The organism is Niallia circulans NBRC 13626, from assembly GCF_001591585.1.
Taxonomy (GTDB): domain Bacteria; phylum Bacillota; class Bacilli; order Bacillales; family Cytobacillaceae; genus Niallia; species Niallia circulans.
On the sequence record NZ_BCVE01000010.1, the window covers coordinates 30,738 to 57,410 of the forward strand.

The 26,673-nt window shown below is 37.9% G+C and carries 28 protein-coding genes; 1 reads left to right on the forward strand and 27 read right to left on the reverse strand.

The features are described from left to right. Window positions 1-64: 64 nt before the first annotated feature. The 27 genes from BCI01S_RS13730 to BCI01S_RS13855 all read right to left on the reverse strand — a co-directional run bounded on the left by BCI01S_RS13730 (window position 65) and on the right by BCI01S_RS13855 (window position 25,883). The gene (locus tag BCI01S_RS13730; protein WP_047942035.1) at window positions 65-544 is read right to left on the reverse strand and encodes a PTS sugar transporter subunit IIB; all 480 of its coding nucleotides are present in this window, start codon (window positions 542-544) and stop codon (window positions 65-67) included. A 2-nt stretch (window positions 545-546) separates the two neighbouring features. After that, entirely contained in the window at window positions 547-960 is a 414-nt protein-coding gene (locus tag BCI01S_RS13735; protein WP_053215654.1) for a PTS sugar transporter subunit IIA, read from the reverse strand. A 31-nt stretch (window positions 961-991) separates the two neighbouring features. Further along, window positions 992-2,110 carry an ROK family transcriptional regulator gene (locus BCI01S_RS13740; protein WP_047942029.1) on the reverse strand — a complete coding sequence of 373 codons (1,119 nt, stop codon included), beginning with the start codon at window positions 2,108-2,110 and terminating at the stop codon, window positions 992-994. 561 nt (window positions 2,111-2,671) lie between these two features. Continuing rightward, window positions 2,672-3,424: an SIS domain-containing protein gene (locus BCI01S_RS13745; RefSeq protein WP_047942028.1), complete on the reverse strand. Its 753-nt coding sequence runs from the start codon at window positions 3,422-3,424 to the stop codon at window positions 2,672-2,674. Between the two features lie 3 nt (window positions 3,425-3,427). Continuing rightward, complete coding sequence (locus BCI01S_RS13750) at window positions 3,428-4,141, reverse strand: KDGP aldolase (RefSeq protein WP_061799328.1); 714 nt, start codon at window positions 4,139-4,141, stop codon at window positions 3,428-3,430. Between the two features lies 1 nt (window position 4,142). Continuing rightward, complete coding sequence (locus BCI01S_RS13755) at window positions 4,143-4,871, reverse strand: creatininase family protein (protein WP_061799329.1); 729 nt, start codon at window positions 4,869-4,871, stop codon at window positions 4,143-4,145. Between the two features lie 16 nt (window positions 4,872-4,887). Continuing rightward, complete coding sequence (locus BCI01S_RS13760; RefSeq protein ID WP_061799332.1) at window positions 4,888-5,880, reverse strand: phosphotriesterase family protein; 993 nt, start codon at window positions 5,878-5,880, stop codon at window positions 4,888-4,890. A gap of 71 nt (window positions 5,881-5,951) precedes the next feature. Next, entirely contained in the window at window positions 5,952-7,247 is a 1,296-nt protein-coding gene (gene ulaA, locus BCI01S_RS13765; RefSeq protein ID WP_061799334.1) for a PTS ascorbate transporter subunit IIC, read from the reverse strand. A gap of 31 nt (window positions 7,248-7,278) precedes the next feature. Then, the gene (locus BCI01S_RS13770; RefSeq protein WP_047942018.1) at window positions 7,279-7,545 is read right to left on the reverse strand and encodes a PTS sugar transporter subunit IIB; all 267 of its coding nucleotides are present in this window, start codon (window positions 7,543-7,545) and stop codon (window positions 7,279-7,281) included. Next, window positions 7,545-7,985, reverse strand: a complete 441-nt coding sequence (locus tag BCI01S_RS13775; RefSeq protein ID WP_047942016.1) for a PTS sugar transporter subunit IIA — start codon at window positions 7,983-7,985, stop codon at window positions 7,545-7,547. The genes BCI01S_RS13770 and BCI01S_RS13775 overlap by 1 nt, the downstream gene beginning before the upstream one ends. A gap of 16 nt (window positions 7,986-8,001) precedes the next feature. Beyond that, the gene (locus BCI01S_RS13780; RefSeq protein WP_061799335.1) at window positions 8,002-10,122 is read right to left on the reverse strand and encodes a BglG family transcription antiterminator; all 2,121 of its coding nucleotides are present in this window, start codon (window positions 10,120-10,122) and stop codon (window positions 8,002-8,004) included. A 161-nt stretch (window positions 10,123-10,283) separates the two neighbouring features. After that, entirely contained in the window at window positions 10,284-11,171 is an 888-nt protein-coding gene (locus BCI01S_RS25745; protein WP_172885252.1) for a hypothetical protein, read from the reverse strand. 217 nt (window positions 11,172-11,388) lie between these two features. After that, window positions 11,389-11,625: a ferredoxin gene (locus BCI01S_RS13790; protein WP_047942012.1), complete on the reverse strand. Its 237-nt coding sequence runs from the start codon at window positions 11,623-11,625 to the stop codon at window positions 11,389-11,391. Between the two features lie 51 nt (window positions 11,626-11,676). Continuing rightward, window positions 11,677-12,912 carry an amidohydrolase family protein gene (locus tag BCI01S_RS13795; RefSeq protein WP_061799339.1) on the reverse strand — a complete coding sequence of 412 codons (1,236 nt, stop codon included), beginning with the start codon at window positions 12,910-12,912 and terminating at the stop codon, window positions 11,677-11,679. Between the two features lie 21 nt (window positions 12,913-12,933). Continuing rightward, window positions 12,934-14,256, reverse strand: coding sequence for an amidohydrolase family protein (locus BCI01S_RS13800; RefSeq protein ID WP_061799340.1), 1,323 nt, complete (start codon window positions 14,254-14,256; stop codon window positions 12,934-12,936). A gap of 1 nt (window position 14,257) precedes the next feature. Further along, the gene (locus BCI01S_RS13805) at window positions 14,258-15,253 is read right to left on the reverse strand and encodes an ABC transporter substrate-binding protein (protein ID WP_047942006.1); all 996 of its coding nucleotides are present in this window, start codon (window positions 15,251-15,253) and stop codon (window positions 14,258-14,260) included. 48 nt (window positions 15,254-15,301) lie between these two features. Continuing rightward, the gene (locus tag BCI01S_RS13810; protein ID WP_123260435.1) at window positions 15,302-16,150 is read right to left on the reverse strand and encodes an ABC transporter permease; all 849 of its coding nucleotides are present in this window, start codon (window positions 16,148-16,150) and stop codon (window positions 15,302-15,304) included. Window positions 16,151-16,163: 13 nt separating this feature from the next. Next, complete coding sequence (locus tag BCI01S_RS13815) at window positions 16,164-17,501, reverse strand: FAD-binding oxidoreductase (protein ID WP_061799343.1); 1,338 nt, start codon at window positions 17,499-17,501, stop codon at window positions 16,164-16,166. Between the two features lie 15 nt (window positions 17,502-17,516). Beyond that, window positions 17,517-18,317 (reverse strand): ABC transporter ATP-binding protein, encoded by an 801-nt coding sequence (locus tag BCI01S_RS13820; protein WP_047942002.1) that lies wholly within the window; start codon window positions 18,315-18,317, stop codon window positions 17,517-17,519. 26 nt (window positions 18,318-18,343) lie between these two features. After that, window positions 18,344-19,156: a creatininase family protein gene (locus BCI01S_RS13825; protein WP_047942000.1), complete on the reverse strand. Its 813-nt coding sequence runs from the start codon at window positions 19,154-19,156 to the stop codon at window positions 18,344-18,346. Between the two features lie 373 nt (window positions 19,157-19,529). After that, complete coding sequence (locus BCI01S_RS13830) at window positions 19,530-20,840, reverse strand: MFS transporter (protein WP_061799346.1); 1,311 nt, start codon at window positions 20,838-20,840, stop codon at window positions 19,530-19,532. An 86-nt stretch (window positions 20,841-20,926) separates the two neighbouring features. Further along, complete coding sequence (gene dgoD / locus BCI01S_RS13835) at window positions 20,927-22,075, reverse strand: galactonate dehydratase (RefSeq protein WP_061799348.1); 1,149 nt, start codon at window positions 22,073-22,075, stop codon at window positions 20,927-20,929. A 14-nt stretch (window positions 22,076-22,089) separates the two neighbouring features. Then, window positions 22,090-22,728 (reverse strand): bifunctional 4-hydroxy-2-oxoglutarate aldolase/2-dehydro-3-deoxy-phosphogluconate aldolase, encoded by a 639-nt coding sequence (locus BCI01S_RS13840; RefSeq protein WP_047941994.1) that lies wholly within the window; start codon window positions 22,726-22,728, stop codon window positions 22,090-22,092. A 22-nt stretch (window positions 22,729-22,750) separates the two neighbouring features. Then, window positions 22,751-23,704, reverse strand: a complete 954-nt coding sequence (locus BCI01S_RS13845) for a sugar kinase (protein WP_061799559.1) — start codon at window positions 23,702-23,704, stop codon at window positions 22,751-22,753. A gap of 149 nt (window positions 23,705-23,853) precedes the next feature. Continuing rightward, window positions 23,854-24,612 carry an IclR family transcriptional regulator gene (locus BCI01S_RS13850; RefSeq protein WP_061799351.1) on the reverse strand — a complete coding sequence of 253 codons (759 nt, stop codon included), beginning with the start codon at window positions 24,610-24,612 and terminating at the stop codon, window positions 23,854-23,856. A gap of 479 nt (window positions 24,613-25,091) precedes the next feature. Then, the gene (locus tag BCI01S_RS24790; RefSeq protein ID WP_082810060.1) at window positions 25,092-25,265 is read right to left on the reverse strand and encodes a YjfB family protein; all 174 of its coding nucleotides are present in this window, start codon (window positions 25,263-25,265) and stop codon (window positions 25,092-25,094) included. A 201-nt stretch (window positions 25,266-25,466) separates the two neighbouring features. After that, entirely contained in the window at window positions 25,467-25,883 is a 417-nt protein-coding gene (locus BCI01S_RS13855) for a carboxymuconolactone decarboxylase family protein (RefSeq protein ID WP_061799352.1), read from the reverse strand. A gap of 121 nt (window positions 25,884-26,004) precedes the next feature. Between BCI01S_RS13855 and BCI01S_RS13860 the strand changes: the two genes are divergently transcribed. Beyond that, entirely contained in the window at window positions 26,005-26,445 is a 441-nt protein-coding gene (locus BCI01S_RS13860; protein WP_047941989.1) for an Lrp/AsnC family transcriptional regulator, read from the forward strand. Window positions 26,446-26,673: the final 228 nt, after the last annotated feature.

Genomic DNA, 26,673 nt, shown 5'->3' on the forward strand with positions numbered 1-26,673 from the left:
TCTTACTACCATTTTCTTAGATATGATGACGACCATTGTTCGTAGATCTTGATGAAATATTTTTTTATTTTAGTAAATCACTGAATGATTGTTTTTTATCTCTTGGCAATATTCTGAAATCTAAATTTATACCTAGCTGCTCTATTTGTTTCAGGTTATTGATATCTTTTTCGCTGACTGCAACTAAATCAGTCAATTTTTTCTTCCCTTCTTCGTATCTTAGCCCCCCAATATTTATCTCACTTATAGCACCTTGGGAGTTCTTAGCAACTTCTAGAGCATCATCTGTATTTCTTACCAGAACTAATACATTACTTTTTTTCGCTTCAGCAAATTTACTAATTATTTCTCCAGATTCTGCAACTCCTCTAATATATAATTTCACATTATTAGGTTTAGCCAAATCGAGAGCCATTGCTTTTACTTTGTCATTTTTCGCTTCGTCATTTACCACAAGAATAACATTTGCACCAACAGAAGGTGACCATCCAAAAGCAACTTGCCCATGGAGAAGACGATCATCAATCCTGAATAAAGAAATCATTTTCACACCACTCCTTTTACTAATTCATTGATGTATTTAATCCCATTTCTTCCTTCTTTAATAGATTCAGTTAATATCGCTTCCAATGAATCTTCGTTATATGAAGTCATAATGGTAGTCAAAATCATAGGAAGATTCACACCCGAAACTAAATGAAATGTTTCATTTTCTGGTAAACTCAATAATATTTCAGAACAAATATTATTGACACTTCCCCCATACACATCTGTGAAAATAACAAGATCTGTTAAAGTATCGCTATAAATTAACTCTGTTAATTCCTTCTTTCCTACTTCTCCTGATTTTGATTTTGTCATACAAAAATAACTCATTTGGTGGTTTGTACCTATAATTAATTCAGCAGTCTCGATTAATGACTTGGCTAACTCACCATGTGTTGCAATAATGATTCTCACTATTCATCCCTCCATAAGATGGCTTTTTGTGTTACTGATTTTCTATCTGTTTAAACATAAACGCTATCGCACCAAGTGCTCCAGCATCCCCTCCAAGCCTAGCCAGACTTATTTCTGTTTTTATTGGAGTAAGGTTTGTAACTAATTCACTTATTTGATTGATTACTATATCCATCGATTCGGAAACATCTCCACCAATAATAACTCTTTCAGGATTTATTAGATTTGTTGCATTAGCGATAAAAACAGATAGTTCAATAACAAAACTATCTACGATAGAAATCACTTGTTCCTCTCCATGGGAATACTTTTGAAACAAAACTTCAGGGGAATAACCTGACTCTGCCAATGCAACTCCAGATACTTTTGATTCGAATACACCTGGTTTTCCCATCAGGTTAAACTTGCCATTTTCAAAATCACTCCGGCTTATTTGATAGGCAATCTCACCTGCTTGGTAATCATGACCATAAACTAGATTCCCTTCGTTAATAACTGCGCTTCCAACACTCTGCCCTATTTCAATGAATAAGAGATTTTTAATCCCTGAAGGATCCAGCCACATTTCGCCTAGACCTGCACAATTGACATCATTGTTTATGAAAGTGGGAAAAGGAAAATGCGGTTTGAAAATTTCATGAAGGTTAAGATTAGTCCAATTTAAAGCTTTTGCCCGAAATACTATTTCTGAATTAGCTCTACCAGGCACCCCTATGCCCATCCCTAGAATTTTTTCCTCTGGTATAGCAGATTCTTTTATGCTCTGTTTGACAATACTGATAATTTCTTCTACTTGATTCGTTAGCTTCACCTTTTTTTTAAAGATTATCTTTCCAACTAAATTGGTAATAATGATCAAAATTCTTACTCTATCAATGTCTAACCCAATACCATAGGCTGAATCCGTGTTGTATCCTAACATTAATGCAGGTCTCCCACCACCTTTTACTGGACTTTGTTCTCCCATCTCAATTACTAACTTTTTTTCTAACAATTCTTCCACAATAGATGAAACCGTTGACTTACTTAGTGATAATTTCTTCGCAATTTGAGCTCTGCTAATTAACTTTTCTGTTTTAATTTCTTCCAATATCAATGACCGATTAATTTTTTTTATCAAGTCATGATGTGCTGCAACTTTGTTTTTCATAATGCTTTATCCTATCTCCAATACTAGTTTGTAAATCCTTAAAAATTTCTATTATTTCTTACACTTTAATTAGTTTTGTTACTGGACTAATTATTTGTATTATCGCATGAGTTTTCTGACATTTCAATATTTTTTTTAAAAAATTCTGATCATTCTACGAATTTTATTAGTATTTTTTAATTGCGGGGGAAGATATCAGGGAACTTAAGGGATATATCAGCTAAAACGAGGAGGATATCAGCCAATGTAAGGGATATATCAGCCAAAACGAAGAGCATATCAGCCAAAGTAAAGGGTATATCAGCCAAAACGGGGAGCATATCAGCCAAAGTAGGGATATATCAGCCAAAACGGGGAGCATATCAGCCAATGTAAAGGGTATATCAGCCAAATGGGAGAAGAAAATTTATTTTGAAGATTCCTTTACTGAATTATCTTTGTTTATACTAAAATAGGGCTCTCTCATACAGTAGAGAGAAGCCCTGTTAAAAGTTAATAAAAGAGACTTTCTTATAGAGTTAAAAATTCCATTTTCATGCCAATGATTAGCTGCCTCGTTTCTTACTCCTCTTTCATATTTAAAGTTAGTAACGGGATTCTTTTTTCATATTTTTTTACTAATGCTTCATTATGGTCGTCAGATCCTTCTATATTTCCACTTAAGAAAACTGGTGGTTCAAAATCATGATCTGCCATGATTTTAATTGCCTCTGCGAAGATACTATTAAGAATAGTCGCACCAATAACAGTAGAAGTCGGGGCAAATGGTACCTTCACCTTATCGTAGCTTAAGATTGCATCTCCTTTAGCAGAATGATTATTTATCACTAAATCGACTGAATTAAAAAGATGGCTGCCGCTTTTATGACGAGAAGGCTGGCTTTGGGAATATTCTAATGAAGTTATCCCAATGACAAAAGCGCCTTTTTCTTTCGCATATTGCGCTACATCTACAGGGACAGGATTTCGCCCAGATGTGGATAACACAAAAACGATATCATTTGGCTTAATCTCATATTCCTCTATAAAGTTTTGTGCATAATCATTTTTGCGCTCCAGCTGGGAAGAACGCATTGCCCCTTCGTGAAGCATTAGCGGTTCGAATAAGATTGGTTTTAGGGGTACCAATCCACCAGCGCGGTAAAAAACCTCTTCTGTTAAGATATGCGAGTGGCCACATCCAAACAATTGAATAATACCATCATTTTCAATGCTGTCTGCGACTTTCTCCGCAGCCAATTGCAATTGCGCTTTTTCCTTTTCTAAAACGAGCTGCAGTAGATTGCTTACTTTTTCAAAATAGTTCGTTAGCATAAGTTAAGCCCCCAGTTTATTTAGTATTTGTGCAACTTCCGTCGGAATGGTTTTCCCTGTTGCTTGGTCAATTGTGGAACCAAATATATGCGGCATAAAAAATTCTATTTCTATTTTCTTTACTGCATCAATGATTGTCTTTATATTGAACGCACTTATACCACCTGCAGGTTCAATACCACGAATTCCTTTTTGTGCAGCAACTTTTGTTAAATAGACAAGCTCCTCTAAATGAACTTCGCCGGATAGAGGCATAAATTTAATGGACTCCACTCCTAATACGAGCGCAATTTCTACGAATTCCTCTACTTTTACTTCCATACCTGAAGCTAATTTCACAGTTCCAACGGTTCCACTTGGTTTTACCAATGCATTAACAAGCTGAGGAGATGCTCCTTTTCCTTCTAGAAATCCTTTTGCATAGATGGCACTTTCAAATGGCTGATTAATATGTCCTGGATTAGAAATAGCGGCTATGTCGAGAACTCGTTTTGCATACACAGGATCTCCGCCACCGCCAAGACCGATAGAGACGATATCAACTACTTCCTTCAATTCTTTAACCTTACTAGCCCCTTCTTGCTTATTGGAAAAATCGGACGCTACGATTCCTGGAACAACAAAGCCTTTTCCAGCTTCCATGATATCCTGTACATTTTCTTTATCCTTTGCTAGAAAGTTGAATAAAACAAAATCAAAAAGCTTTTCTTTTAACATGTTAGCGGCCCTCTTTCATTTTTTCAATAATTTGTACCATGTTTTGAAGAGCAACTTTGATTATTTTTTCCCCTTTATCTGGACGGGCTAATGTTGCATCACTTAAAATGGCTGTTTCGGTGAATTCTTCCCAAGGTGTTGGTGTCACATCGGCAATCATTGGAATGGTTGGCATATCATTTAATGCTTTCTCCATCGCAACAAACTCTGGAGCTAGATATAACATGTAGGATGTTTCTATTTCATCTGCGTGAAAGTATGTGCCATGGCTTGCTGGCGTTTCTCTAACTTCAGCAATAACTTTGCTTGTACCAGGATAAAATAGGTAGAGTACGATTAACTCTGGGTAAATTTCATAAAGCTTTCGTGCTGCTTCTTTCATGGCAAAAGCATTTCCTAAATGTCCATTAACCATGGCGAAAATTTGGAAGCCCTGACGGTATAAACTTTCTCCGATATCGAATAACATACTAATTAACGATTCATTCGATACATTGATGCTGCCAGGGAAGTTCTTTAAACTCCAAACCTGTCCATAAGGTAACGTCGGTAAAACAAATCCATTAACTTGTTCGGCGAGCTTCGCACTTAACCGTTCCGCTAAAAGATTATCTGTCCCTAATGGTAAATGCGGGCCGTGAGCCTCTACAGCTCCGATTGGTAAGATAGCGACCTTTTTATCGATTATTTTTCCTTTCACCTCAAAGGAGTTTTCGTATTGGAATTGCATGCTTACACCTCGCTCATTATTTTTTAAATGTAAAGCATCTTGCTGGGTTTTCTACAAAGAATTTATGAACCAGCTGCTCCCCATCAAAGCCTTTTTGATTTGCTTCCTCAATGAATCTAGGAACCCACTTGGCAATAATGTATTCGAGACCTAAGCCGTAATCATAATGTTTATAATAGCTTTTACGAGCTGTATCACCCGAAATAAGGATTTGATTTTCATAGCCCTTTTCTACTAAATGTAGAATGCATTCAATTCTTAGCGACTCTGGTGCGTATTTGATTTTCGCTATGCCGTCAAAACTTAAGAGTGCCCCTGTTTTCGCTATTTTTTCATGATAAGATGGATCTGGATTACGATCCATATGTCCTAGACTTAAGAATTCAAGATTCACATTTTCTGATTTTAATAGTTCGATTTGCTCTAATGCCATCGTGCCAACTTCAGTATGGGAATGGATTGGAGCTTTTGTTTCATGATGTGCTCTTGCTACTGCACGTAAAGTCTTCTCTTCTAAGGGCGTAATTCGGTTATAGCCTGTTCCGAATTTCACTTGTCCTGCTTTAAACGGCGTGCCTTCCAGTCCTTCTTCCACTTCTCTAATGACAAACTCCGTTAGTTTATTAATACTTGTTTGATCAATCCATTCCGCATAAGTATCGTAATTTCCAATAAGCGGTTTAAGCTCGTCTTTAATCTTTCCATCCCAAAGAAAGCTCTTGTTAAAACCAGCTGTACCGATAATGTGGAGATCCAGCTCATCCGATATTTCCTTTACCGCTTGCACATCGCGGCCATAATCAACGGCTGTAGCATCAACAATTGCTTGGCCTCCATGGCGTTTGAAATCAGCCACATCCTTTTTAGACTTTTCCTTATCATCTAATAGTAAATCATCCGCATCTCTTTCAGCCCAATAGGCTGGACGGCAAACAATATGTTCATGTGAATAAGTAAAACCTAACTCTTTATGTTGAATATCTCCTCTTAATGTCCGAATAAAGCTCATTTTCATTTACCTCCTGATCGATTAAGTGAAAAACCGACATATGAATCAATGTCGGATTATATAATTGTTATTTAATTAAAGAGCATCCCGATCAATCTGAATAATGGTCCTAAGATGAACATATCAGAATCCGCAGCCCACATGGCGGTGTCTGGAATCGTCGAGGCAATCAGCGTTTTAACCATTAGATATTGTCCCCATGCGACAACGGTTGCTGTTATGAAGCCACCCATTAGAGCGCCGCGGACGCCGCCAGTTGCATTCCCAAAAACACCAGCAGTTGCTCCATGAAAGAATAGTACAATCATTGTTGGCACAAACACATACCCTACTGTTTGCCCTAAAATAATTAGCCAGATGATACCGCCAGCAAATGCGCCAAGGAATCCAAGAATAACGGCATTTGGAGCATAAGTGAATACGATAGGTGCATCTAATGCAGGTCTTGCACCAGGAACTAGTTTCGTAGCGATTCCGTTGAAGGCAGGAACAATCTCACCAATAAACATTTTCACCCCGAAAAGGACAACAGCAATACCAGCTGCAAAGGTAAAGGATTGAATAATGGCATACATGATAAAATTCTGATCGCCAGCTTGAGCAACTAAAGCATCTGCAGCAGGTGTATCTTTTAAAGAAAGAATAACAGCACCTATTACGAAGAGAATACTCATTGTCAGGGCAGTAATAACATTGGAGTCTCTAAGAAATTCAAGACCTTTCGGCAATTTGATTTTTTCCGCATCATTCTCTTTATTCCCAAACCATTTTCCAAACCAAGATGCAAGTAATGCAACGAGCGCAGAAGTGTGTCCTAGCGCTATTTGGTCATGGCCAGTAATTTTCCGCATATACGGCTGGACGATAGCTGGTTGGAAGGTCCAATAAATCCCCATAAATACGGATAATATAAGAACTAAAGCTGCGAATGGGATATTTGTTGTTGTATCGATAAGGACACCTGCAAATATCATGGTTGTCCAGAACATCATATGCCCTGTTAAGTAGATATATTTAAAGCGAGTGAATCTTGCTAATAACACGTTAATAACAAACCCGATAAACATCGCTAATGTAACTGCTGAGCCATATTTCGCATTGAAGGCTTCTTGTCCCATAAAAGCACTAAATTCTGCTCCTTCAATCCCAAATACTTCGCTCCACATCGGTTCAAATACTCCAAGGGAACCAGTAATAACACCTGCACCAGCATTAATGATTAAGAAACCAATCATTGCTTTAAATGTGCCGCTGATGATTTGGCTTGTATTCTTTTTCTGTAAGATTAAACCAAGCAACACAATAAAGCCTAATAAAATTGCCGGTATTCCGAAGAAGTTAGATGCTAGCCATTGAATGACCTCCATTGTTTGTTCCTCCTCTATTATTTAGGATTTATTAAACGATATTTGCTTCAAGAGCTGTTTTAATTTCATTTGTATCAAAGTAATTATTAACGATAATGATTTTGGAGGAATGTCCTGCTAATGACTGGGATAATTCATTACTTGTAATGATAAAGTCAGGACGTTCGGCAGAAGCACTGGAAACGTCTGTGTTTTCTACATCTGCGTCTATCCCCATTTGGCGCAGTACATTTTCTACATTAATTCGTAAAATCAAGCTTGTTCCTTGTCCTAATCCACATACGCATAAAATTTTCATTAGATTTGTCCTCCTATTAATGGTTTAATCTCTTCATAGCTTTGTGCATTCAGTAGTTTTTCTACATTTTCTTGATTTGATAGCAGTGCCGTTAATTTTTGCAGCACGGTAACATGCTCTGTACTAGAGGAAGCGCCTAAAGCGAATACTAACCTCACTGGGTCATTAGAAGAATGACCAAATTTAACTGGTGTCTTTAGTCTGACAAATGATACACATGCCTCTTTCACGCCGTCTTCTGGTCTTGCATGAGGGAGCGCTATATTTGGCGCAAGGACAAAATAAGGACCATTTGTTTGAAAAGAACGCACCATAGCATGTACATAAGTTTCTTCAACAAGTTTACTATTCATTAGAAGCTTCCCCGTGCTAATAATAGCCTCTTCCGGTGATGCAGCTTCTACATCTAAAGCAATTAGAGATTCCTCCAAAAATTTCATGTATCACACCTCCATGTTAGTTAACCAATTGCTGATCAATTAAGGATTGTTTCATATATTGATAGATATCCTGTGCTGTTTGAAGTTTGATTAATCTGTTCACTGTGTCTTTTTTGGAAAATAATCCTGTTAATTGGGATAAAGCCCTGAGATGTGATTCTTGATCCAAAGGAGCTAATGTAATGATTAAGGAAACATCATGCTTTTCATCATTTGAAAATGAAACGGCTTCTTCAAGTTTCAATAGACTGATGCCTAGTTTCTTGACGCCATCTTCTGGTTTAGCATGAGGAATCGCTACCTTCGGTGAAATAACAATATAAGGTCCATACTTTTCAATTTTTGAAATCATCGCATCTCGATATGCTTCCGTAATATATTCACCTTCTATCAGGGAACGAGCCGCTAATTTAATAGCTGATTTCCAATTTGGAACATTTAAAGTTGTCTGGATATGTTCTTCTTTTAAAATATCAAGTAAGTTTGGTTTATAGGCTTCGGTTATTGTCATTTCTGGACTATTTAAATATTGTCTTAATTCCTTCATCAACTCGTCTTTTTGATGTATCGTTGCATATCGTTCCACCACATCGATAATTCGATTTGTGGCAAGATGCTGCTTTTGCGTGCTATTAAAGATAACGTTTACTTTTTTTAATAAGCTTTCCTTTTCAGCATCCGATAGAATAGGACTAACGATAAAAACTGGTGTATCCTTTTTCTGAATCGCTGTTGTGGAAAAGACAAGATCAACATGATAGTTCTTCTTCTCATAATCTCTAACGGAAATAGAATCAGTAATATCAATTGTTGAGAATAACCCTTCTAATTGCTGTTTTAATATTTGAGAGGTGCCAATCCCATTTGCACACACGACTAATGCCTTTTTCCTAGTAATTAGTGTTGTCCCAGCTCTCCTTAAGCACCCTCCAAAGTGAAAAGAAATATAAGCGATTTCATTTTCTGGCAGCTGCTTCCCAATCAGCTTTTCGAAGGGCTCAATCACCTTCTGCGTGAGGAAGTATACCTCTTCAAATTGGGATTTAACAGCGTCAACAATATTTTTTTCGACATCAAGTCCATATTTGACCCGATAAAAAGCAGGTTTTAAATGGAGAACGAGATTTTTCACCAGGGTTTCCTGATCATCAAATAAGGTACAAGCAAGGATTTGAAATTGATTCGTCATTATTTTGGCAATCTTCATTAACTCTTCTGAAAGGATATTGTCATTTAAATCTTCTTCCGAGTAATTAACACGTGCCCCTAATAAGTAAGTAGTTAAATAAATCTGTTCATCTTCAAGAAAGGTTGTTTGAAATATACGTTCGAGTTCCCTGCAAATTTGTTTTGCAACCAAAAATGCTTTCGTGTTCCGTAATACTTCCTTTTCCACTACATCCATTTTTATATATTTTGCTTGCGTTATTCTCATGCTAAATAGCATAAATCGCAAACTTAAGCTGTAAAGCATATTATCGGTAAACTTAATATTTAATTCTTTTTCGCTTTGGAACAGTAAATGATAAACTTGTTTCAGCAATGCTAAAAGTTGCTCACTGTTTTTGGCGTCGCTAAGTTGAATTTGCAGAGCAGCTACTAATGAATGCTGATTTTGGACGGGGATGGCAATCGATAAATAATACCCAATTGCTCTCCGAACTTCCGTTTCATCCCCTGATATGGTGTATCCTTGCTTCCGTTCAAAATCCAAATGAAGATGAAAAGAGCAAATATCCATTTTTAAAGATTTAATATCTTCAATAGTAGTCGTTCTACTAACTCTAGTTTTTTCCATTAGGTCTTCCAGAAAATATCGTTTTCCGCCCATTAAGATATAAATAGCAATCCATGCCTTGCGTTCATCTTGTGAGTATTCATAATGCCAGGCTTGGACTTTCTGTATGTTGGTTGGAATAAGCTTTTTCACTTTATCTGGAAGAATAAATCCCGCACTCCGCACTTTTTCCACCTTGTCGATTCCAAGGCTATCGAGCCAGTCATTGATTTTCTCTATATCATAATAGATGGTTCGGCGGGAAACATTTAATTTCTCTGTTAATTCTTCCACAGACATATATGAGTCTGCATGGATGAGTTGCATTAATATCGCAGTACTGCGTTTATCTAATGACATGTCATATTCCTCCTCGCACTTAAGTAATGTGCAAAAAGATAAAGGGCAATTGCTTAGCTTGATTCTACCCCCTATCTGTCTATATGGAAAGACCGATTATAATCAACAGCTTTTGTGCAAAATCGTACTCGTTAATCAGCATGATTCGAAAACAAATTTTATTATCTGTATATACGCTCTTCCCCGTTCCCCAAAGGATACAACCGATATTCCCATCTATGTGTACATTCCTCCAGCATATAATAGCCGTTCTCCTCATTCCTCACTATCCGGGAACATTGCTGTCTTGGAATCGTTCCTGACTCCTTGTCGTTTTCAACTTCTATCCAGCTTTCATTCGCTGATTTATCATAACGAACCTCTAGGCGATTACCATTAATCTCTATTGCTTGCCCATCCTCTTTCTTCTCCGCCATTTTCATAAAAATGTCAATCCTTTCCGTCATTTCTGACGAAAAGGATTGGTTTTCTTCCTTCTTATTTTGGATAGCATTATTACGAGTAGAAGTGGGATTTAAATACACATCCTTTTCTCCCTCTAGCGTTGGAAAACGAACCACATCCTTTGTAATCCATTGGGCGTTTTCCCACCCTATGGCACTTTCATCTCCCCCATCACCCATATCGGAAGAACGAACCATTACTCTAATGGGTTGGCCATCAAGATGCTTGCCGATAAGTCCGAACTTTGTTTTGTAGAATTCATAATAATAAGTGGTTTCACCAAGGGTAAAATTCCGATGTTCAATCACTAACGACTGCCTGTTATCCGGAGAATCAATGGTCGTATAATTATTTTCCAAAAGGGAAACCATGAGCGCGTGTAAAAGCAAAATAGGAATACTGAGCATTAAACCAATTATCACCCAAAAGGAACGAATGCGTGCAGAACGAAATCCCATAATAGATAAAATCAAAATGTTAAGGATAAGCGGAAGGATATAACCAGTTGGCAGCAGGAAGATAAAATAATAGCCTGAAAAGTGCATGATGAGTAGTACTATATCCATTACGGCTAGTAAAGCCAGGGGCCATTTTGTTTTTGTCATTGTATCATCTCTTTTCTATAAATATATAGAATTTCTATGTAGATACTATATTTATACCTTATTAATTAAATAAAAACAACGACATTCACTAATTAAGCTGCTTTACAAGTAAAATTTATCCCCATCTAATTTAGACGGGGATGCCTTTATCTTTTTCTCAAAATAGACTCTATTCACTCTTCTCTTCCCCAAAAAACTGTAAACACATTAACAAACTTCAACTCTCCTCACCAAACGGACAATTCTCTACCAAAATAGACCCAGTCGGACACCCATCAAGTGCATCGAATAAATCATCATATAATTCATCTGCTAACGCTACTGTTCCTGTATTATGATCTATCATCACCTCTGATAATCCTTCCTCATCGTAATCAAAAATCTCTGGGGCCGCTGCTCCACATGCTCCGCACGCAATACATGTATCCTTATCAACCATTACATATTTAGCCATTCTTATCCCCCTTCCCTCCATTTCTAGCTCGAGCTTCCTCTCCTAATCTTTTCATTTCCAGCTAGTTCTCTCCGGCACAGTCTCTACCACTAACGCTCCTTTCCTAAATAAATACCTACATTTTGGTTGCTTAAAGAAAATCTCATATACATCTTTTACTGAAAAGCAGACAAAATTCGCTTCTTTTCCTACTTCAATCCCATACTTATCCTTTATAGAGTAAGCTCGTGCTCCATTAACCGTAATCATGTTCACTATTTGCTTCAGCTCCTCTCTTCCAGTCATATGTGCTAAATGAAGAGCCATGTGGGCCGCTTGAAGGATATTGCCATTTCCAAATGGGTAAAAGGGAGTTTGGATATCATCATGGGCAATGCATACATTTACACCCTGTTCCGCTAACTCTTTCAAACGTGTAATACCTCTCCCCTTTGGATGAGCATCTGCTCTCCCTTGCATCGTAGTGTTAACTAATGGGCAGCAGACAATTGTAACTTGAGCCTTTTTCACTAATGACATGACTTTGTTGGCATAGGCATCTGAATAATAAAGCATGGCATTAGCGTGGCTAGCGGTTACCTTTCCCTCCATTTTCTCCTGCATTGTCAGGCTTGCGACAACTTCAAGGAAACGAGAATGTTCATCATCGACTTCATCACAAAAAATATGAATTTCTTTTTCATATTTTTTGGCTAGAGAAAAAGCGAATTCCAATGATTGAATTCCTTCCTCTCTCGTATTTTCCAAGTGCGGAACTGCACTAACAGCATCAGCTCCTAGTAATATTGCTTTTTCTAACCGCTCTTGATTTTCCGGACAAGAAATAATTCCATTTTGTGGGAAAGCGATTATTTGAAGAGAAAGGAATGACTTCAGCTCTTCTCTTAATTCCATGATGGCATGCAAAGCTGTTAAGTCAGAATCGGAAATATCAACTGCTGCTCTCACATATAGCACGCCATATTCCATCAACATTTTAAGGGCTTTGAATGCTCTATTTTTCACATCTTCTTTAGTCAGCGATTGCTTTCTGACAGACCAAATATCAATTGCTTCTCCCAATGTACCAGATTGATTAAACCAAGGTTCCCCTGCTGTCAGCACCGTATCTAAATGCGTGTGCATCTCCACAAAAGGAGGCAGTAATACATTTCCTTCTAAATCCATTTCCTCATTCCCCATTAAATTGCTTGATGAAATGGAGTGGATTTTCCCATCCTTTATACCTATATTAGTAGGATTTCCCTTAAAAGGAAGCTGAGCATTCTTTAAAACTAGATCAAACATCTTCTCACTCCATTCATCTGTTTATCCCATCTCTACTAATCTACTTAAACTGCCTTCGCCGAATCGATGCTCGAATTGGGAGCTGCTAATCCAATCACCATCTTTGTATACATACCGCGCGGGAGATAGATTCGCAAAAAGATCATATATATTTGTAGCATCGAATAACACAAACTCAGCTACCCCTCCTTCTTTCATTCCATGGGCTTTTTTCCCAAAAATAGCAGCTGGAGTTTGAGTTATCATATTTAAAACAGCTATCAGCTCCTCTTCACTCGCCAAATGTGCTGTATAAGCAGTAAGCAATCCTATTTGTAATAAATCAAATCGACCAAAGGGATGAAATGGATCACTTACATTATCGGAGGCTGTTGCTAATCCGACCTTTTTCTGCAGCATTTCACGTACTCTCGTTATTCCTCTTCGAACGATTCCCTTATCTCCTCTGCCTTGCAAATACATATTGGCACCAGGCAAAGTGACAGCGTAGATATGTTGAAGAGCCATTTCTTCTATAATGCGATCGGACTTTTCTTCTGTCATAGCAGATAGAGAGCATAAATGCCCCGCCGTTACTCTTCCTTGAAAATCCCATTTCTTCGTATTATCAATAATTCTTTCAATCGTACAAATTTCCGGATTATCCTGTTCATCCACATGCAAATCAACGAACTTATCATATTTAGCGGCTAGTTCAAACAGCTGATCGATATCTTTCGTTGCGTTCGGTGATAAATGTGGTGCTCCGCCTATTCCATCTATCCCATAGGAAATCGCTTCTCTCAATACATCTTTTTCTCTTTCCGACTTCACCGTCAAATCCGAGAACATCGGAACAACTTGTATAGTTACATAGGGCTTCAACAAATCCCTTGCCTCTAGTACCGCTTGCAGATGGCTTAATGCCAACTCATTCGATATATTCCATTCAAAGTTAACATGGGTTCGTATATGAGTGGTGCCATGTGAGAGTGCTTGAAGTGCTCCTTTCATTACTCGCCGTTTTATTTCGTTTTTGGAAAAAGAGGCAGCTTTTTCGCTATAATTTCTGATTGCTTCGATTAGCGTCCCCGACTTATTCGGCACCGTTTCTAAAGAGAATGCTTTATCAAGATGAGTATGGATATCAATAAAAGAGGGAAGAAGAATTCTTCCCCCCATATCTATTATTGGTTGATAATCTTCCTTACTGCTCCAAATGTCTTTAAATATGGAAAAATTCCCATTTCTCTTTTGGGTTTGTGGTTCTACTTTTGTATACATGCCGTTTTGAATCACAATGGTATAAAGCTTTTCCGTATTCAGCAATGGCAAAGAAACATTGATCAATTGAATATCCTTCATCTTATTCACCTAAATAATCATTCGTAAATATTTTTGAAACATCTTCTTTCTTTTTAATAATGCCAAGATCCAGCAGCTCATCTTGGAGCATTGTCCAGCGTTCATCAGACATATAACCAAATCCATGCTCTTTTGCATCCCCGCCGAAAATCAACTCTTCTTCTGCTTTCGCTCCGTAATCCATTAATTCCATGGATAAATCAGGATTTTTCTCCTTTAAAAAAGGATTAATTTCGTCTGAATGGTCACGGTAATATTCCCAGCCTTTTACCGTTGCTTTCATAAAGGATTGAACCAATTCAGGATTATCTTTAATAACATCCTCTGTCGTGAAAATAACATTGGCATATGTTTCAAAACCAGAGTCATGAATGAATAAGTAGTCTGTTTTTACTCCATCCTGCTCTAAAACATAAGGCTCCGAAGTAACATACCCTTGCGTGACGGCATTAGGGTCATCAATAAACGTTGCCAATGATCCGGTATAAGCCATATCCTTCACTTCTAAGTCATTTGCCTTCTTAATATACTCCCAATAGCCACTGCCTGGTGCTGTGTATACTGTTTTACCATCTAAATCCTTGAAATCCTTTAATGCACCTTCATGCCCTATTAATACTTGAGGACTTTTTTGAAAAATTGCTCCAATTGCTACTAAAGGTATTCCTTTATCTCTGGCGATTAGAACGTCCTCTGCTTGCGTATAACCAAATTGGGCTTTGCCAGAAGCAACTATTTGTGTAGACGAAATTTGCGGACCGCCTGGCTCAATCGTCATATCAAGTCCTTCTTCTTTATAGAAATCCTGTTTTAAGGCGGCATAGTTCCCACCATGCTCCGGTTGAGCAAACCAATTTGTAACTAATTTAGCTTTCGTTAATTCTCCATCCTTAGAGCTTCCGCCTGATTCCTTCGCATCTCCACAGGCCGTAAGCAGCAACATAGACATAGCAGTGACGAACACACCAATTTTTTTGTATGATTTTATTTTCCTCATTCACTAATTTCCCCCTTTACGATTATCTAGTAAAAAATCACATGCCTATTAATTGTCTCGTTTCATTTCTGATTCATGCCAGGATCCTAAAACCCATTTTGACAATAGATTGACCAACAGGAAAAAGACAATCCCTAAAATACTCGCAGAAATTCCACAGGCAAATAAGTAGGCTGTTTCCATGCGACTAGAGGCAACGGTAATCGCATAGCCTAACCCACCGTCTCCACCGCCAATGCCTGCAATATACTCCCCGACAATGGCACCAACCACAGCAAGGGTACAGGAGATTTTCAGCCCTGCCATAATATAAGGGAGGGCAAAAGGAATGCGGACCTTCCACATAATTTTCCATTTAGACGCTTGGTACAAGGTTAGTAGATTAATCATTCCTCGATCCGTTGCATTTAAACCCACTAAGGTATTCGACAGCATTGGAAAAAATCCAATCGTAAAGGCAATAATGACAATCGCATTTGTTCCAGATCCGAACCAGATAACAATGATCGGGGCAATCGCGACAATCGGAATCGTCTGGAGAAGAATGGCGTAAGGATACAAGCTTCTTTCCAGCATTTTCGAACTAGCCATTAATATTGCTGCAATGACTCCCCCAATCACACTAAAAATAAATCCAATGATAGAAGCAGTAATCGTTTTAGTCACTGCATTTCGCAAGTTCTCCCAGTTCTCTAGTGATGCTTGAAGAATATCTGTTGGTTTCGGCAATAGATAGGGTGGTATTTGAAATAGCACAGTACCGTATTGCCAAAGGAGCATAAACAATACAAATACAATCAAAGGGGGAATCCAAACGCTAAACGCTTTCGTCCATTTTTTATCCGTTTTTATTCCTATTATCTGCACTTCCGTAACCTTTTGTGATGCTTGTTCCATAATATCCCTCCTTTTAAATTATCTCTGATTCTTGTTTCACCGGAATCTTACCTGGATTTAGTAAATCGAAAGGATCATTTTCTCGTTTCTTCATTAAGATTTTTTCCATTTTCAGATTATAACCGCCAAATCCAAGTAAGTACGTATGGGGATCATTAATCTCCACTTCTATCGTTCGGCAGAAATCAATAATTTCATATAATCTTTCTTTTGACTGATAGAGTATGACTGGTAAGGAGGCAGGAGTAATTTTTCCTTTTATCTTGATATACTCAAAGTGAAATTGAATCTCCTCTCCAAATTCTGCCCTCAATGTATCCATCTGTTCAAAAATACGATCAACCTTAAATCTAGCTTGAAGGTATGTCATATTCTCACCATGTTTATGAGCCCAAAGGGTTGCATGATTCCATGTAAAATCAGATACCTTTAAACCTTTATGATAGTTGTTAGCAGGTATCATTAAATCTGTACTTCCTTTATATTTATCTACTAAGCTTTGTAATGCATCCAAACAGGACTCCTCTATTTCTAGCATCGTAATAGATTTCTCCTCATGAAGAACGTCTTTTAATGAATGAAAGTGAGAAGGAATCGGCCATTCACACACAGATACGAGACGTTTTATTATCTCTTCCTTATGGGCTAACTCATCCCCAAATTTCACCGCTTCTTTAAAGGTAGGGAAGGAAATGATGTGCTGGGTCCACTCTTGCTTCTCCTCCACTGGTAAAATAGCTTCTAACACAATTCCGGTTGTCCCGTAATTATGTATATAATCTTCTATTTCCTCTCCTACTACCTCAAAGATTCTCGGCTCGCCTTCAAAAGTCATCACCGTCACACCTAGAATATTGCCATCCCATAAATTACCCCACCGAATGGAACCAATTCCACCTGAACCTCCGCACAAGAAACCACCTACTGTCGCAGTCATAAAAGTGCTTGGATAAATCCTTAGTTCTTTTCCTTGTTTTCGTAATTTTTTTTCTAATGTGCCAAGACGCATTCCCGCCTGTACTTTGACGGTATCTTCTTTTAAATCTAGTAATTTATCCATTTTCGTTAAATCAAGCACAATTCCACCTTTTAAAGGAATTGCCTGTCCATAGTTACCTGTTCCTGCTCCCCTAATCGTTACAGGTACTTTATTTTCGACTGCAAAAGTTACCAACCTTTGTATCTCTTCTATCGATGTCGGTTTTACTACACAATCAGCTACTTTATCTTTTAATTCTTCGAATAGTACGGGCGAATACCAGTAATAATCCTTAGACAATCGTTCTCTTAAGTTATCACTTACAATGACCTTCTCTTCTCCCACTAACTCTATTAATTTATCTAACCACATAAAAATCACCACCTATTAAAATTGTAAATAATGAGAAACCTTTGCTGCTATATCACTAAAATGATGGGAAGTTCTTAATTCAGCATTTCTCGGAAAGGGTAAGTCCACTTCGACTGTATTTTCTATCTTTCCTGGACTAGGGGTCATTACGGCAATTTTCGTTGATAAATATACGGCTTCAAATACATTATGGGTAATGAATAGAACGGTCATTTTTTCCTTTTCCCATATTTTTAATAACTCTGCTTGCAAGTTTTGTCTCGTTATCTCATCTAATGCGCCAAAGGGCTCATCCATTAATAGTAATTTTGGTTTCGCCACAAGCGCCCTGGCAATCGATACCCTCATTTTCATGCCGCCAGATAATTCCCTTGGCAAAGCTTTGCGGAAATCCTTTAATCCTACTAATTCCAACACTTTTTCTGCCATTTCCTCTTTTCGCTTTTTAGGGATTTGCTGGAATTCGAGTGGAAGCAAAATATTGTCCATTACATTTCTCCAAGGTAATAAGGTAGCATCTTGAAAAACGAAGGATACATCTGTGCTCTGTTTTTGAGCTTGACGAGGGCTCTTCCCTAGAATCGTTAGTTCTCCATCTGTATGTTCAATCAACCCGGAAATCATCTTAAAAATCGTTGATTTTCCACAGCCTGATGGACCAACAAAGGATACAAACTCTCCCTGTTCAATATCGAGACTGACATTTTGAACGGCTGTTTTCCCATTTGGATAAATCTTATTAACATTTTGGAGATGAACAATCGTTTCATTTAAAGGATGCAGCTTTTGTCCTTCCATCACATTGGTATTTTGCATACAGAACCTCCTCCTGAGTTTTCGAATTATATTATGCTTTTGACTGTACGAAGATCGAAATGAATCATTTCCTTAATAGCACCGGCAAAGCTTTCACTAACTAATTGGAGAATCTGTTCCCCTTTTTCAATGGTCGCACTAGCAGCATCTCCCGCAATTCCTGTTTCCGATATATCCTTCATCACCCACGCAAAGTAACTGTTTCCTTTCAAATATAAATGCTGTGTATCTTCAGGTAAGTGGACAAACTCTGTTGGACTAAGTTCCATATCCACCCATGCTTCTTTTAACGCTAACACCATGGACGTTTCGACCTCGCCTCCATGAATCCCATACTTTTGTTCCTTATCAGAAATAAGGGAATGTAGGACCGAATAATCAGGGTTTAGTCGAAAGACATTCATCCCTGTTTCAATCCGTACTTCTCTTGCCATCATATTTAGAAGATCATGATTCCCTCCATGAGTATTGAACAGAAGCAATTTTTTAAACCCACTTTCCTTTACACTTTTCGCAATATCACGAATGACAGCCTGTAAAGTGTCTGCTGACAATGTTATTGTTCCTGACATTCCTAAATGCTCTGTACTCTTTCCATATGGTAAGGATGGTAAAATCCAAACATCCTCATCTGGGATTAAATTTAATGCTTCCACTAACAGCCCTTCGCCTATTAAAGTATCTGTATAAACAGGCAAGTGTGGTCCATGCTGTTCTACTGCACCGATCGGCAAAATAACAAGTGCGTTTTCCTTATCTAATTCCTTAATTTCTTTGGACGTCAATCTAGGTAAGAACCTTTTTTCAAAAGCATGACCGCTATATCTGCCATGTAACATCTTTTCCCATCTCCCTTTAAGAAACCTATGAATTTTCGTACCCCTCATCCCAAAATCAACTTTTTATGCCACACCATTACGACTGATGTTATATTTACTAACATAAACATAATATTTATATTAGTGGTTACTTTGCAAATATACATTAGCAGTTTCGTAGATATTTTCATAATATTTTGTATACTTTGAACAAATTTGAATATTGGGATAATTCATAAATGAAGAAGGTGCTTTTCATTTTATACCTTCCTTCTGTTCTAGAAATTTATCGTCAGTTGGCGCAAAAGGTAAAGTAGCGAGGATAGGGGAGTAGGAAAAAATAGCAATAATAGAAGAATTAAAAAAGGAAGCAGGGGAACTATCCCCCTGCTCCTTAAGAGACGTTAATTATTTTGTCATTATCTGTTCGTTCTGGTACCCGTTCGACTTTCCCTACTAGGAATATATAGGACAGGGCGCCTACTAATGCGATGCAGGCAATAAATGTAAGAGCTGGTGCAAAGCTGCCTCCTTTTACTAAGAAGCCAATGACAATTGGAATAATAATAGAGGCTGTTCCCCCAATGAAATTAAAAACGCCGCCGGCAATACCGATTAGTCGTTTTGGTGCTAATAGAGAAACGAATACCCATGTGATCGAGGCGAAACCGTTACCAAAAAAGGCAATAGACATGAACAATACAATTAAGCTTGGACTATTCACATAGTTGGCTCCGATAATGGAGGTAGATAAGATTAAGCCTGCGATTATTGGTGCTTTTCTTGCTTTATTGCTAGACACTCCTTTTTTCACAAGGAAGTCGGAAAGGAAACCTGCGGAAAGGACCCCGATAAATGCGGCAATAAAGGGCAAGGATGCTAAAAATCCGGTCTTAATAAAGGATAAGCCGCGATACTCGACTAAATAGGTAGGGAACCAAGTTAAGAAAAACCATAGGGTGGAGCTAACTGCAAATTGGCCAATATAGATTCCCCAAAGCTTTCTGCTTGTTAAGACCGTTGCGAAATCTTTCTTTCCGATTTTCGGTTTGTCCGCTTTATCAGCAGCTGCATCAACAAAGCCGTCTCCAGCTTGAATGTAATCAAGTTCGGCCTTGTTCACTTTTTTACTTTTGCTTGGATCGCGATAAAGAATGAACCAAAGAACGGCCCACACAAGTCCAATAATACCAGTAACAATAAACAGACCTCTCCATCCAAACGTTTGTTGGAAGAAAATAAGAGTCGGTGTTAGGAATGCTAGTCCAATAAATTGACCTGAGGTGTAAATGGAAATTGCTCTTGCACGTTCATTTTCCGGAAACCAGCTAGCTGCAACCTTACTATTTGTCGGGAAAGCTGGTGCTTCAAAAACTCCTAAACCTACTCGTAATATAAACAACCCTAAGAAACCGCTTGCAAATCCTTGAAGTAAAGTCATAAGGGAGAATCCTGCAATCCCAATTGCATGAGTATTACGGTTCCCTAGTTTATCCAACACCCAGCCACCTGGAATTTGAAGCAAGCAATACGTCCAACCAAAAGCTGAAAAAATAAGACCCATTGTCACAGAACTTAATCCTAGCTCTTCCGTAATAAAGGGAGCTGCAATAGATATGTTACTTCGATCCATATAGTTAATAATAACCGTTATAAATAACATGAATACAACACTATAGCGAACCTTTGTTGCTTTGTTCTTCATATCTTAGTCCTCCTATCGTCCTCTTTCACTATCAATCCTTTTCTTCCTACGGCAGGGAGTTTCTCCCTGCCGTACAACCAGCATCCTTACCACTCTGCCACGCTTCCATCACGATGACGCCATACTGGGTTTTGCCATTGATGACCTGTTTTCGCCATTTCACGAACAACATCCTCATCAACCTCAATCCCTAGTCCAGGTCCTTGCGGAATTTTCACATAACCATCTTCGTAAGAAAAGACTGTTGGATCCTTTAAGTAATCAAGTAAATCACTGCCTTGGTTATAATGAATACCTAGACTCTGTTCTTGAATGACAGCATTATGTGCTGTTGCATCTACTTGTAAACAAGCCGCTAATGCAATCGGCCCTAATGGACAGTGTGGTGCTGCTGCTACATCATAAGCTTCAGCCATACTGATAATTTTTTTGCATTCCGTGATTCCACCTGCATGGGATAAATCTGGCTGGATAATATCAACATATCCATCGCTTAATAAGGATTTGAAATCCCATCTTGAAAACATACGTTCGCCTGTTGCGATAGGGATAGCCGTTAATGATGCAATTTCTCTTAATGCTTCATTATTTTCTGGTAATACTGGTTCTTCAATAAACATTGGATTAAATTCTTCTAATGCTTTAGCTAGCACTTTTGCCATTGGCTTATGCACACGCCCGTGAAAGTCAATTCCAATCCCGATATTTTTGCCAACGGCTGCACGAATAGCTGCAACGTTTTCAAGTACTTTATTCACCTTTTCATAGGAATCTATGTATTGCATTTCTTCCGATGCATTCATCTTTATCGCTTGAAACCCTTTATCGACACACTCTTTTGCCGCTCTTGCCGTATCACTTGGGCGGTCTCCGCCAATCCATGAATAAACCTTGATAGAGTCACGGCATGCTCCGCCCAATAATTGATAGACTGGGGCATCATAGTATTTTCCTTTTATATCCCAAAGTGCTTGATCAATTCCAGCGATAGCACTCATAAGAATCGGACCGCCTCTATAGAAGCCTCCTCTATACATGACATTCCAGTGATCTTCAATTCTTAATGGATCTTTCCCAATTAGATACGTCATTAGTTCTTCTACAGCCCCTTTGACTGTAGCAGCTTTCCCTTCAATTACTGGTTCTCCCCATCCAACAATTCCTTCATCCGTTTCGATTTTCAAGAATAACCAACGTGGTTGTACGGTGAATAATTCATAGCCTGTTATTTTCATAGAAAAAACACTCCTTATAATGAATAATTTTGTGCTAACAACGTAAATTTATTTGACTTTTCAGTTAATTCTTGTAAATATTGTTCCGTTATTTCCTTTTTTGTGTCTACTAACGAACTACCAATTCCCAATCCTGCAGCCCCAGCCTCTAAGTATTCCTTCACATTTGTTAAATCCACTCCGCCAGTTGGTAACAATGGTATTTGCGGCAATGGCCCATGAATATCCTTGATAAACTTCGGACCTACAGCAGTGGCTGGAAAAACTTTTATAATATCCCCTCCAGACTCGTACGCTTCCAAAATTTCAGTTGGGGTGAAAGCAGCAGGAATGCTAACTGCACCATATCTTTTGGTCATCCGGATGGTTTCCTCTTTATAAGTCGGGGATAAAATAAATTGAGCACCAGCTAACAGAGCACTTCGCGCAGACTCTGCATCTAACACCGTACCAGCACCTACCGCCATTCTGTCTCCAAATTCGTCGACTGCCCTTTCAATGGCTGTTAGCGCTTTCGGCGAATTCATCGTAATTTCGACTACTCTTATTCCCCCTTCATATAAGGACTTAACAATTTTCAATGTATCCTCAGGATCAGCCCCTCGTATGATGGCAATTAATTTATGATCGAAAATTTTCTGAAGTGTACTCATCTTATTACCGCTTCCCTTCTATTTATCTATTCACTTCATCGGTTAAGTCGGATTGAAAAAATTGATTTAATTCCCTTTTGCTAGGAAGTCCTTCTATATCTCCATTAGTAGAACAAACCATAGCTCCGATGGCACAGCCTCTTTTTACTGCTTCACTGATGGTTAATTTATCAAGCAGCCCAGACAGGACGCCTGCAGCAAATCCATCTCCTGCACCTACTGGATCAATTACTGTTTTTACTGGATAACTATCAATATATCCTTTGCTATCAGTAGTAGAGTAATAGGCACCCTTCTCTCCAAGTTTAATAATTACTATTTCCACTCCCATCTCGTGGAAGGATCGAACTGCTCTCCCATATTCCTTCGTGCCAAATAAAAATTCACATTCACTTATACCTGGCAAGACAATATCGGATTTCGCCGCTATCTCCAGAATGACTTCTCTTGCTTCCTTATCATCCCAAAGCTTTCTGCGTATATTGGGGTCAAAGACTATTTTTAATCCGTTGTCTTTTGCAATATCAATCGACTCAAACACAACTTTTCTACAAGATAGACTAAGGGCAGGTGTAATTCCAGATAGATACAAGTATTTCGCATTGGCTATATAGTCTCTATCTAAATCAGCTGGTTCTAGCCTGCTTGCAGCTGAGTCTTTGCGATAGTAATAAATATTGACAGCATCCTGATTCAAGATTTCCTTAAAGAGAATTCCTGTTGGTGCTGTTTCATCAATCACTACCTTGCTAACGTCTACCCCTTCTCCTCGAACTGTATTTAAAATCATCTCACCAAATTCATCACGGCCCAGCCGGCTGATCCAGCCAGCCTGATGGCCTAATTTTGCTAAACCAATCAAAGTATTGGTCTCAGCACCGGCAATCCTCGAAGTATACTGATTCGCATAGCGGATTTTGCCGAGTGTATTGGGTGTAAATAAAACCATCGTCTCACCGATACTAATAACATCCATCTCTTCACCTCGTTTCTTATAACGTGAAACTTCCATCAGATGGCCAACCCCACTGATGATTAGTCGAACCATTCGAACCTATACGGACAGTTAAACTCAACCAATCTTCTCCAAATTCTCATAAGCATACGGTTGAGTCTTACTGTCTGCTAAGTGTGGGATAAAATGCAACCCATACTTTCCGAAATTTTCTTCGCTGTCCAAAGAACTCTTTCTACTACTTCTTCTTTTTGTTTAAGCATTCTTTCCCTTGGGCCTGCTACACTTATTGCTGCTTCCAGCTTGCGTCCTGGTCCAAATACAGGTGCCGCCACACAATATAATCCTTCTTCTCCTTCTTCATCATCAATCGTATATCCAATCATCGAATACTGATAAAGCTCTTTTTCTAATTCCGCTCTGTCTGTCACCGTTTTCTCTGTAATCGGAATAAGTTCAATCTGGTCTAAAATCCGCTTTCTCTCTTCTTCTGACATATTAGCTAAAAAGGTCTTCCCCAACCCCGTGCTATACAATGGTTTACGATAGCCAGTTTGGGCAGTCGTACGGATTGAGCGATTGCTGTTTATTTTTTGGACATAGACTAATTCATTTTCAGCAAGCGTTGCCATAAATACAGTCTCTTGAACATTTTCCATTAATTTTTGCAAATATGGCTTAGCTTGGATAGATATATCCATATTTTCCATAGCAAGTGTACCAATATGGACTAATTTTGCTCCTAATTTAAATCGCTTCAATACATCTATACTTAGATAATTCTGTTCCAAAAGCGTCGCCACGAGATTAGATGTACTACTTTGCGGGAATGAAAGTTTCTCACTAATTTCTTTAATTGATAACCCATCCGGATAATGGGCAAGTAGTTCAAAAATTCGCAGAACCCTTTCGGCAGATTTAACCGACATCCAATCCTCCCCTTCCTTCATATCACATATGTGATACAAAATCATATATGTGATTAATTCCGATACATAATATCACCCCTTATTTTCAGTGTCAATATGTTTTGTGGAATCGCTAACAAAAAAATAATCGTTAAAATAAATCCTTTGAAGAGAATTTCAAATCTATAACTCCCCACCAATCAAATAGTTTGTTTCAGAAAAAAGAAGCTTCAGAGACAGAGAGTTGGATTTACTCACTAGAAGCTTCTTGCGTTATATTATTGTTCCTTCTTTTTATAAATTTACTTAAACCAGGACGTGGAACCTGTCCTTTTTATATCAAAAATCCATTTTTTCATTTAAACGCTTGTCATAAATTTTTCCGAAAAAGAAAAGAGATAGAGATATGTTATAAAGATACAATTGACCTACAAAGAAAAAAGAACCATGAAAATGGTTCCTTTTCCTTGCCCTCACCTGCTTGGCGCTGGATACCAATATCAAACCGAAAAATCAATTGATTTCCCTAATGTAGGATGTGGGGCTTCTAGCATTTTTAGTAATTGATCATTATTCTGTTCAGCGGTATCCATTGCCTTTTTTGTTAAAGCTATGCCGACATTTTGCGATAAGCTTGCTTGCTTCATTCCTATTGATAATGCAGCAATATCCATTTTTTTCACCACCTCTTCTTGTTATCGGCTGCCAGACATAACTGTAAACAAATTTTTACCAATCTATTACTTAGAGCTTGGTAATACCTTAATTGCTTATAGCAAAAATCTCCTTTTGCGGTATGTTTCTCTATCTTTATTTCTATTTATCTCCAATCTTCTTGCCATTAATTAAACGGCCGAACCGTCCCTCTGAATCTGTTATATTGTCACAGGCTCTAATTTCATTATTGCGCCAAAATATTGGGAAGCGGTAGTAAAGGTGATAAACGCAATAAGCTCACTGATTTCCGCTTCTGAAAGATACTCTTTCAATATATTGAATTGGGCATCTGAAATGTCCCCTTTTTGCTTCAAAAAGACTTCTGCAAACCCTACTGCAATCGACGTTTTTTCATCGAACAAGTGAGATTCAGGTTTTCCCTTTGCCTTGCAATATTCACACCCATTGCTTTGTGCTAATGTTCTTCTTACTTGTTCTTTTAGATGGGATGATAGATTCAAATCTTTTTCTAACACATCTCCTAATTGATTCCATCCATTTAAGACATCTACATTATATCCTAAGAGTCTTTGAAAAGGTGTTTCACCGTTTTTTGATTCATTAATTCTTGCCATCCTTACTACCTCCTTGTAGAATTAATTTTACTGGAGATTATAAAAGGTTCCCATTAAAAATGATACATTTTTTATAGATACACTTTACAAACTTAACAAATATGGAGGTTTTTTATTAAAAATGAAAATAGATTCAATTGATAAGAAAATAATCGATGAATTAAACCAAAATAGTCGATTATCGATGAGTGAACTTGGAAGAAGAATTAATTTATCTTCTCCGTCTGTAACAGAACGCGTAAGGCAAATGGAGTCATTTGGAATAATCAAAAGGTATACTTTAGAAGTGGATTACAGTAAACTTGGACTTCCTATTCAATGTATTATTGAAGCAACCGTCAAAAATGGTGATTATAATTCTTTTAAAAGGTATATTGAGGAGCAGCCAAATGTAGAGTTTTGTTACAGAATTGCTGGAAATGCCTGCTATATGCTAAAAATGCAATTCGATACATTTGCCAAAGCAGAACAATTTATTGAAGATATAAACCCTTTTGCTCACACTGTAACACATTTTATTTTTTCAAAGGTGGATACAAATTTAAAGATTGATTCAGACTGATTTTATTTAGATTTTGTTTAATGAGATACCCCCTTAAAATGATAAAAGTGTTTATTTTATATGGAGCGGTAAGAACGCACTTGTTATTGAGGAGATTTGTCCGTTATTCCCGCACGATTAGAAAAAGGAAGGTTTCTCCCATATGGTGACCTTCCCTCTTCTTATTAGTATTTTTAATCAATAGTTGAATTTCTTCCGTTGTATAAACAGAAAATTAAGGAAGCGCTT

Bases quoted from the DNA above. Each gene is read 5' to 3' on its own strand.
- BCI01S_RS13730 (WP_047942035.1), bottom strand. From the start codon at position 544: ATGATTTCTTTATTCAGGATTGATGATCGTCTTCTCCATGGGCAAGTT.
- BCI01S_RS13740 (WP_047942029.1), bottom strand. From the start codon at position 2,110: ATGAAAAACAAAGTTGCAGCACATCATGACTTGATAAAAAAAATTAAT.
- BCI01S_RS13745 (WP_047942028.1), bottom strand. From the start codon at position 3,424: ATGCTAACGAACTATTTTGAAAAAGTAAGCAATCTACTGCAGCTCGTT.
- BCI01S_RS13750 (WP_061799328.1), bottom strand. From the start codon at position 4,141: ATGTTAAAAGAAAAGCTTTTTGATTTTGTTTTATTCAACTTTCTAGCA.
- BCI01S_RS13755 (WP_061799329.1), bottom strand. From the start codon at position 4,871: ATGCAATTCCAATACGAAAACTCCTTTGAGGTGAAAGGAAAAATAATC.
- BCI01S_RS13760 (WP_061799332.1), bottom strand. From the start codon at position 5,880: ATGAGCTTTATTCGGACATTAAGAGGAGATATTCAACATAAAGAGTTA.
- ulaA (WP_061799334.1), bottom strand. From the start codon at position 7,247: ATGGAGGTCATTCAATGGCTAGCATCTAACTTCTTCGGAATACCGGCA.
- BCI01S_RS13770 (WP_047942018.1), bottom strand. From the start codon at position 7,545: ATGAAAATTTTATGCGTATGTGGATTAGGACAAGGAACAAGCTTGATT.
- BCI01S_RS13775 (WP_047942016.1), bottom strand. From the start codon at position 7,985: ATGAAATTTTTGGAGGAATCTCTAATTGCTTTAGATGTAGAAGCTGCA.
- BCI01S_RS13780 (WP_061799335.1), bottom strand. From the start codon at position 10,122: ATGTCATTAGATAAACGCAGTACTGCGATATTAATGCAACTCATCCAT.
- BCI01S_RS25745 (WP_172885252.1), bottom strand. From the start codon at position 11,171: ATGACAAAAACAAAATGGCCCCTGGCTTTACTAGCCGTAATGGATATA.
- BCI01S_RS13790 (WP_047942012.1), bottom strand. From the start codon at position 11,625: ATGGCTAAATATGTAATGGTTGATAAGGATACATGTATTGCGTGCGGA.
- BCI01S_RS13795 (WP_061799339.1), bottom strand. From the start codon at position 12,912: ATGTTTGATCTAGTTTTAAAGAATGCTCAGCTTCCTTTTAAGGGAAAT.
- BCI01S_RS13800 (WP_061799340.1), bottom strand. From the start codon at position 14,256: ATGAAGGATATTCAATTGATCAATGTTTCTTTGCCATTGCTGAATACG.
- BCI01S_RS13805 (WP_047942006.1), bottom strand. From the start codon at position 15,253: ATGAGGAAAATAAAATCATACAAAAAAATTGGTGTGTTCGTCACTGCT.
- BCI01S_RS13810 (WP_123260435.1), bottom strand. From the start codon at position 16,150: ATGGAACAAGCATCACAAAAGGTTACGGAAGTGCAGATAATAGGAATA.
- BCI01S_RS13815 (WP_061799343.1), bottom strand. From the start codon at position 17,501: ATGTGGTTAGATAAATTAATAGAGTTAGTGGGAGAAGAGAAGGTCATT.
- BCI01S_RS13820 (WP_047942002.1), bottom strand. From the start codon at position 18,317: ATGCAAAATACCAATGTGATGGAAGGACAAAAGCTGCATCCTTTAAAT.
- BCI01S_RS13825 (WP_047942000.1), bottom strand. From the start codon at position 19,156: ATGTTACATGGCAGATATAGCGGTCATGCTTTTGAAAAAAGGTTCTTA.
- BCI01S_RS13830 (WP_061799346.1), bottom strand. From the start codon at position 20,840: ATGAAGAACAAAGCAACAAAGGTTCGCTATAGTGTTGTATTCATGTTA.
- dgoD (WP_061799348.1), bottom strand. From the start codon at position 22,075: ATGAAAATAACAGGCTATGAATTATTCACCGTACAACCACGTTGGTTA.
- BCI01S_RS13840 (WP_047941994.1), bottom strand. From the start codon at position 22,728: ATGAGTACACTTCAGAAAATTTTCGATCATAAATTAATTGCCATCATA.
- BCI01S_RS13845 (WP_061799559.1), bottom strand. From the start codon at position 23,704: ATGGATGTTATTAGTATCGGTGAGACGATGGTTTTATTTACACCCAAT.
- BCI01S_RS13850 (WP_061799351.1), bottom strand. From the start codon at position 24,612: ATGTCGGTTAAATCTGCCGAAAGGGTTCTGCGAATTTTTGAACTACTT.
- BCI01S_RS24790 (WP_082810060.1), bottom strand. From the start codon at position 25,265: ATGGATATTGCTGCATTATCAATAGGAATGAAGCAAGCAAGCTTATCG.
- BCI01S_RS13855 (WP_061799352.1), bottom strand. From the start codon at position 25,883: ATGGCAAGAATTAATGAATCAAAAAACGGTGAAACACCTTTTCAAAGA.
- BCI01S_RS13860 (WP_047941989.1), top strand. From the start codon at position 26,005: ATGAAAATAGATTCAATTGATAAGAAAATAATCGATGAATTAAACCAA.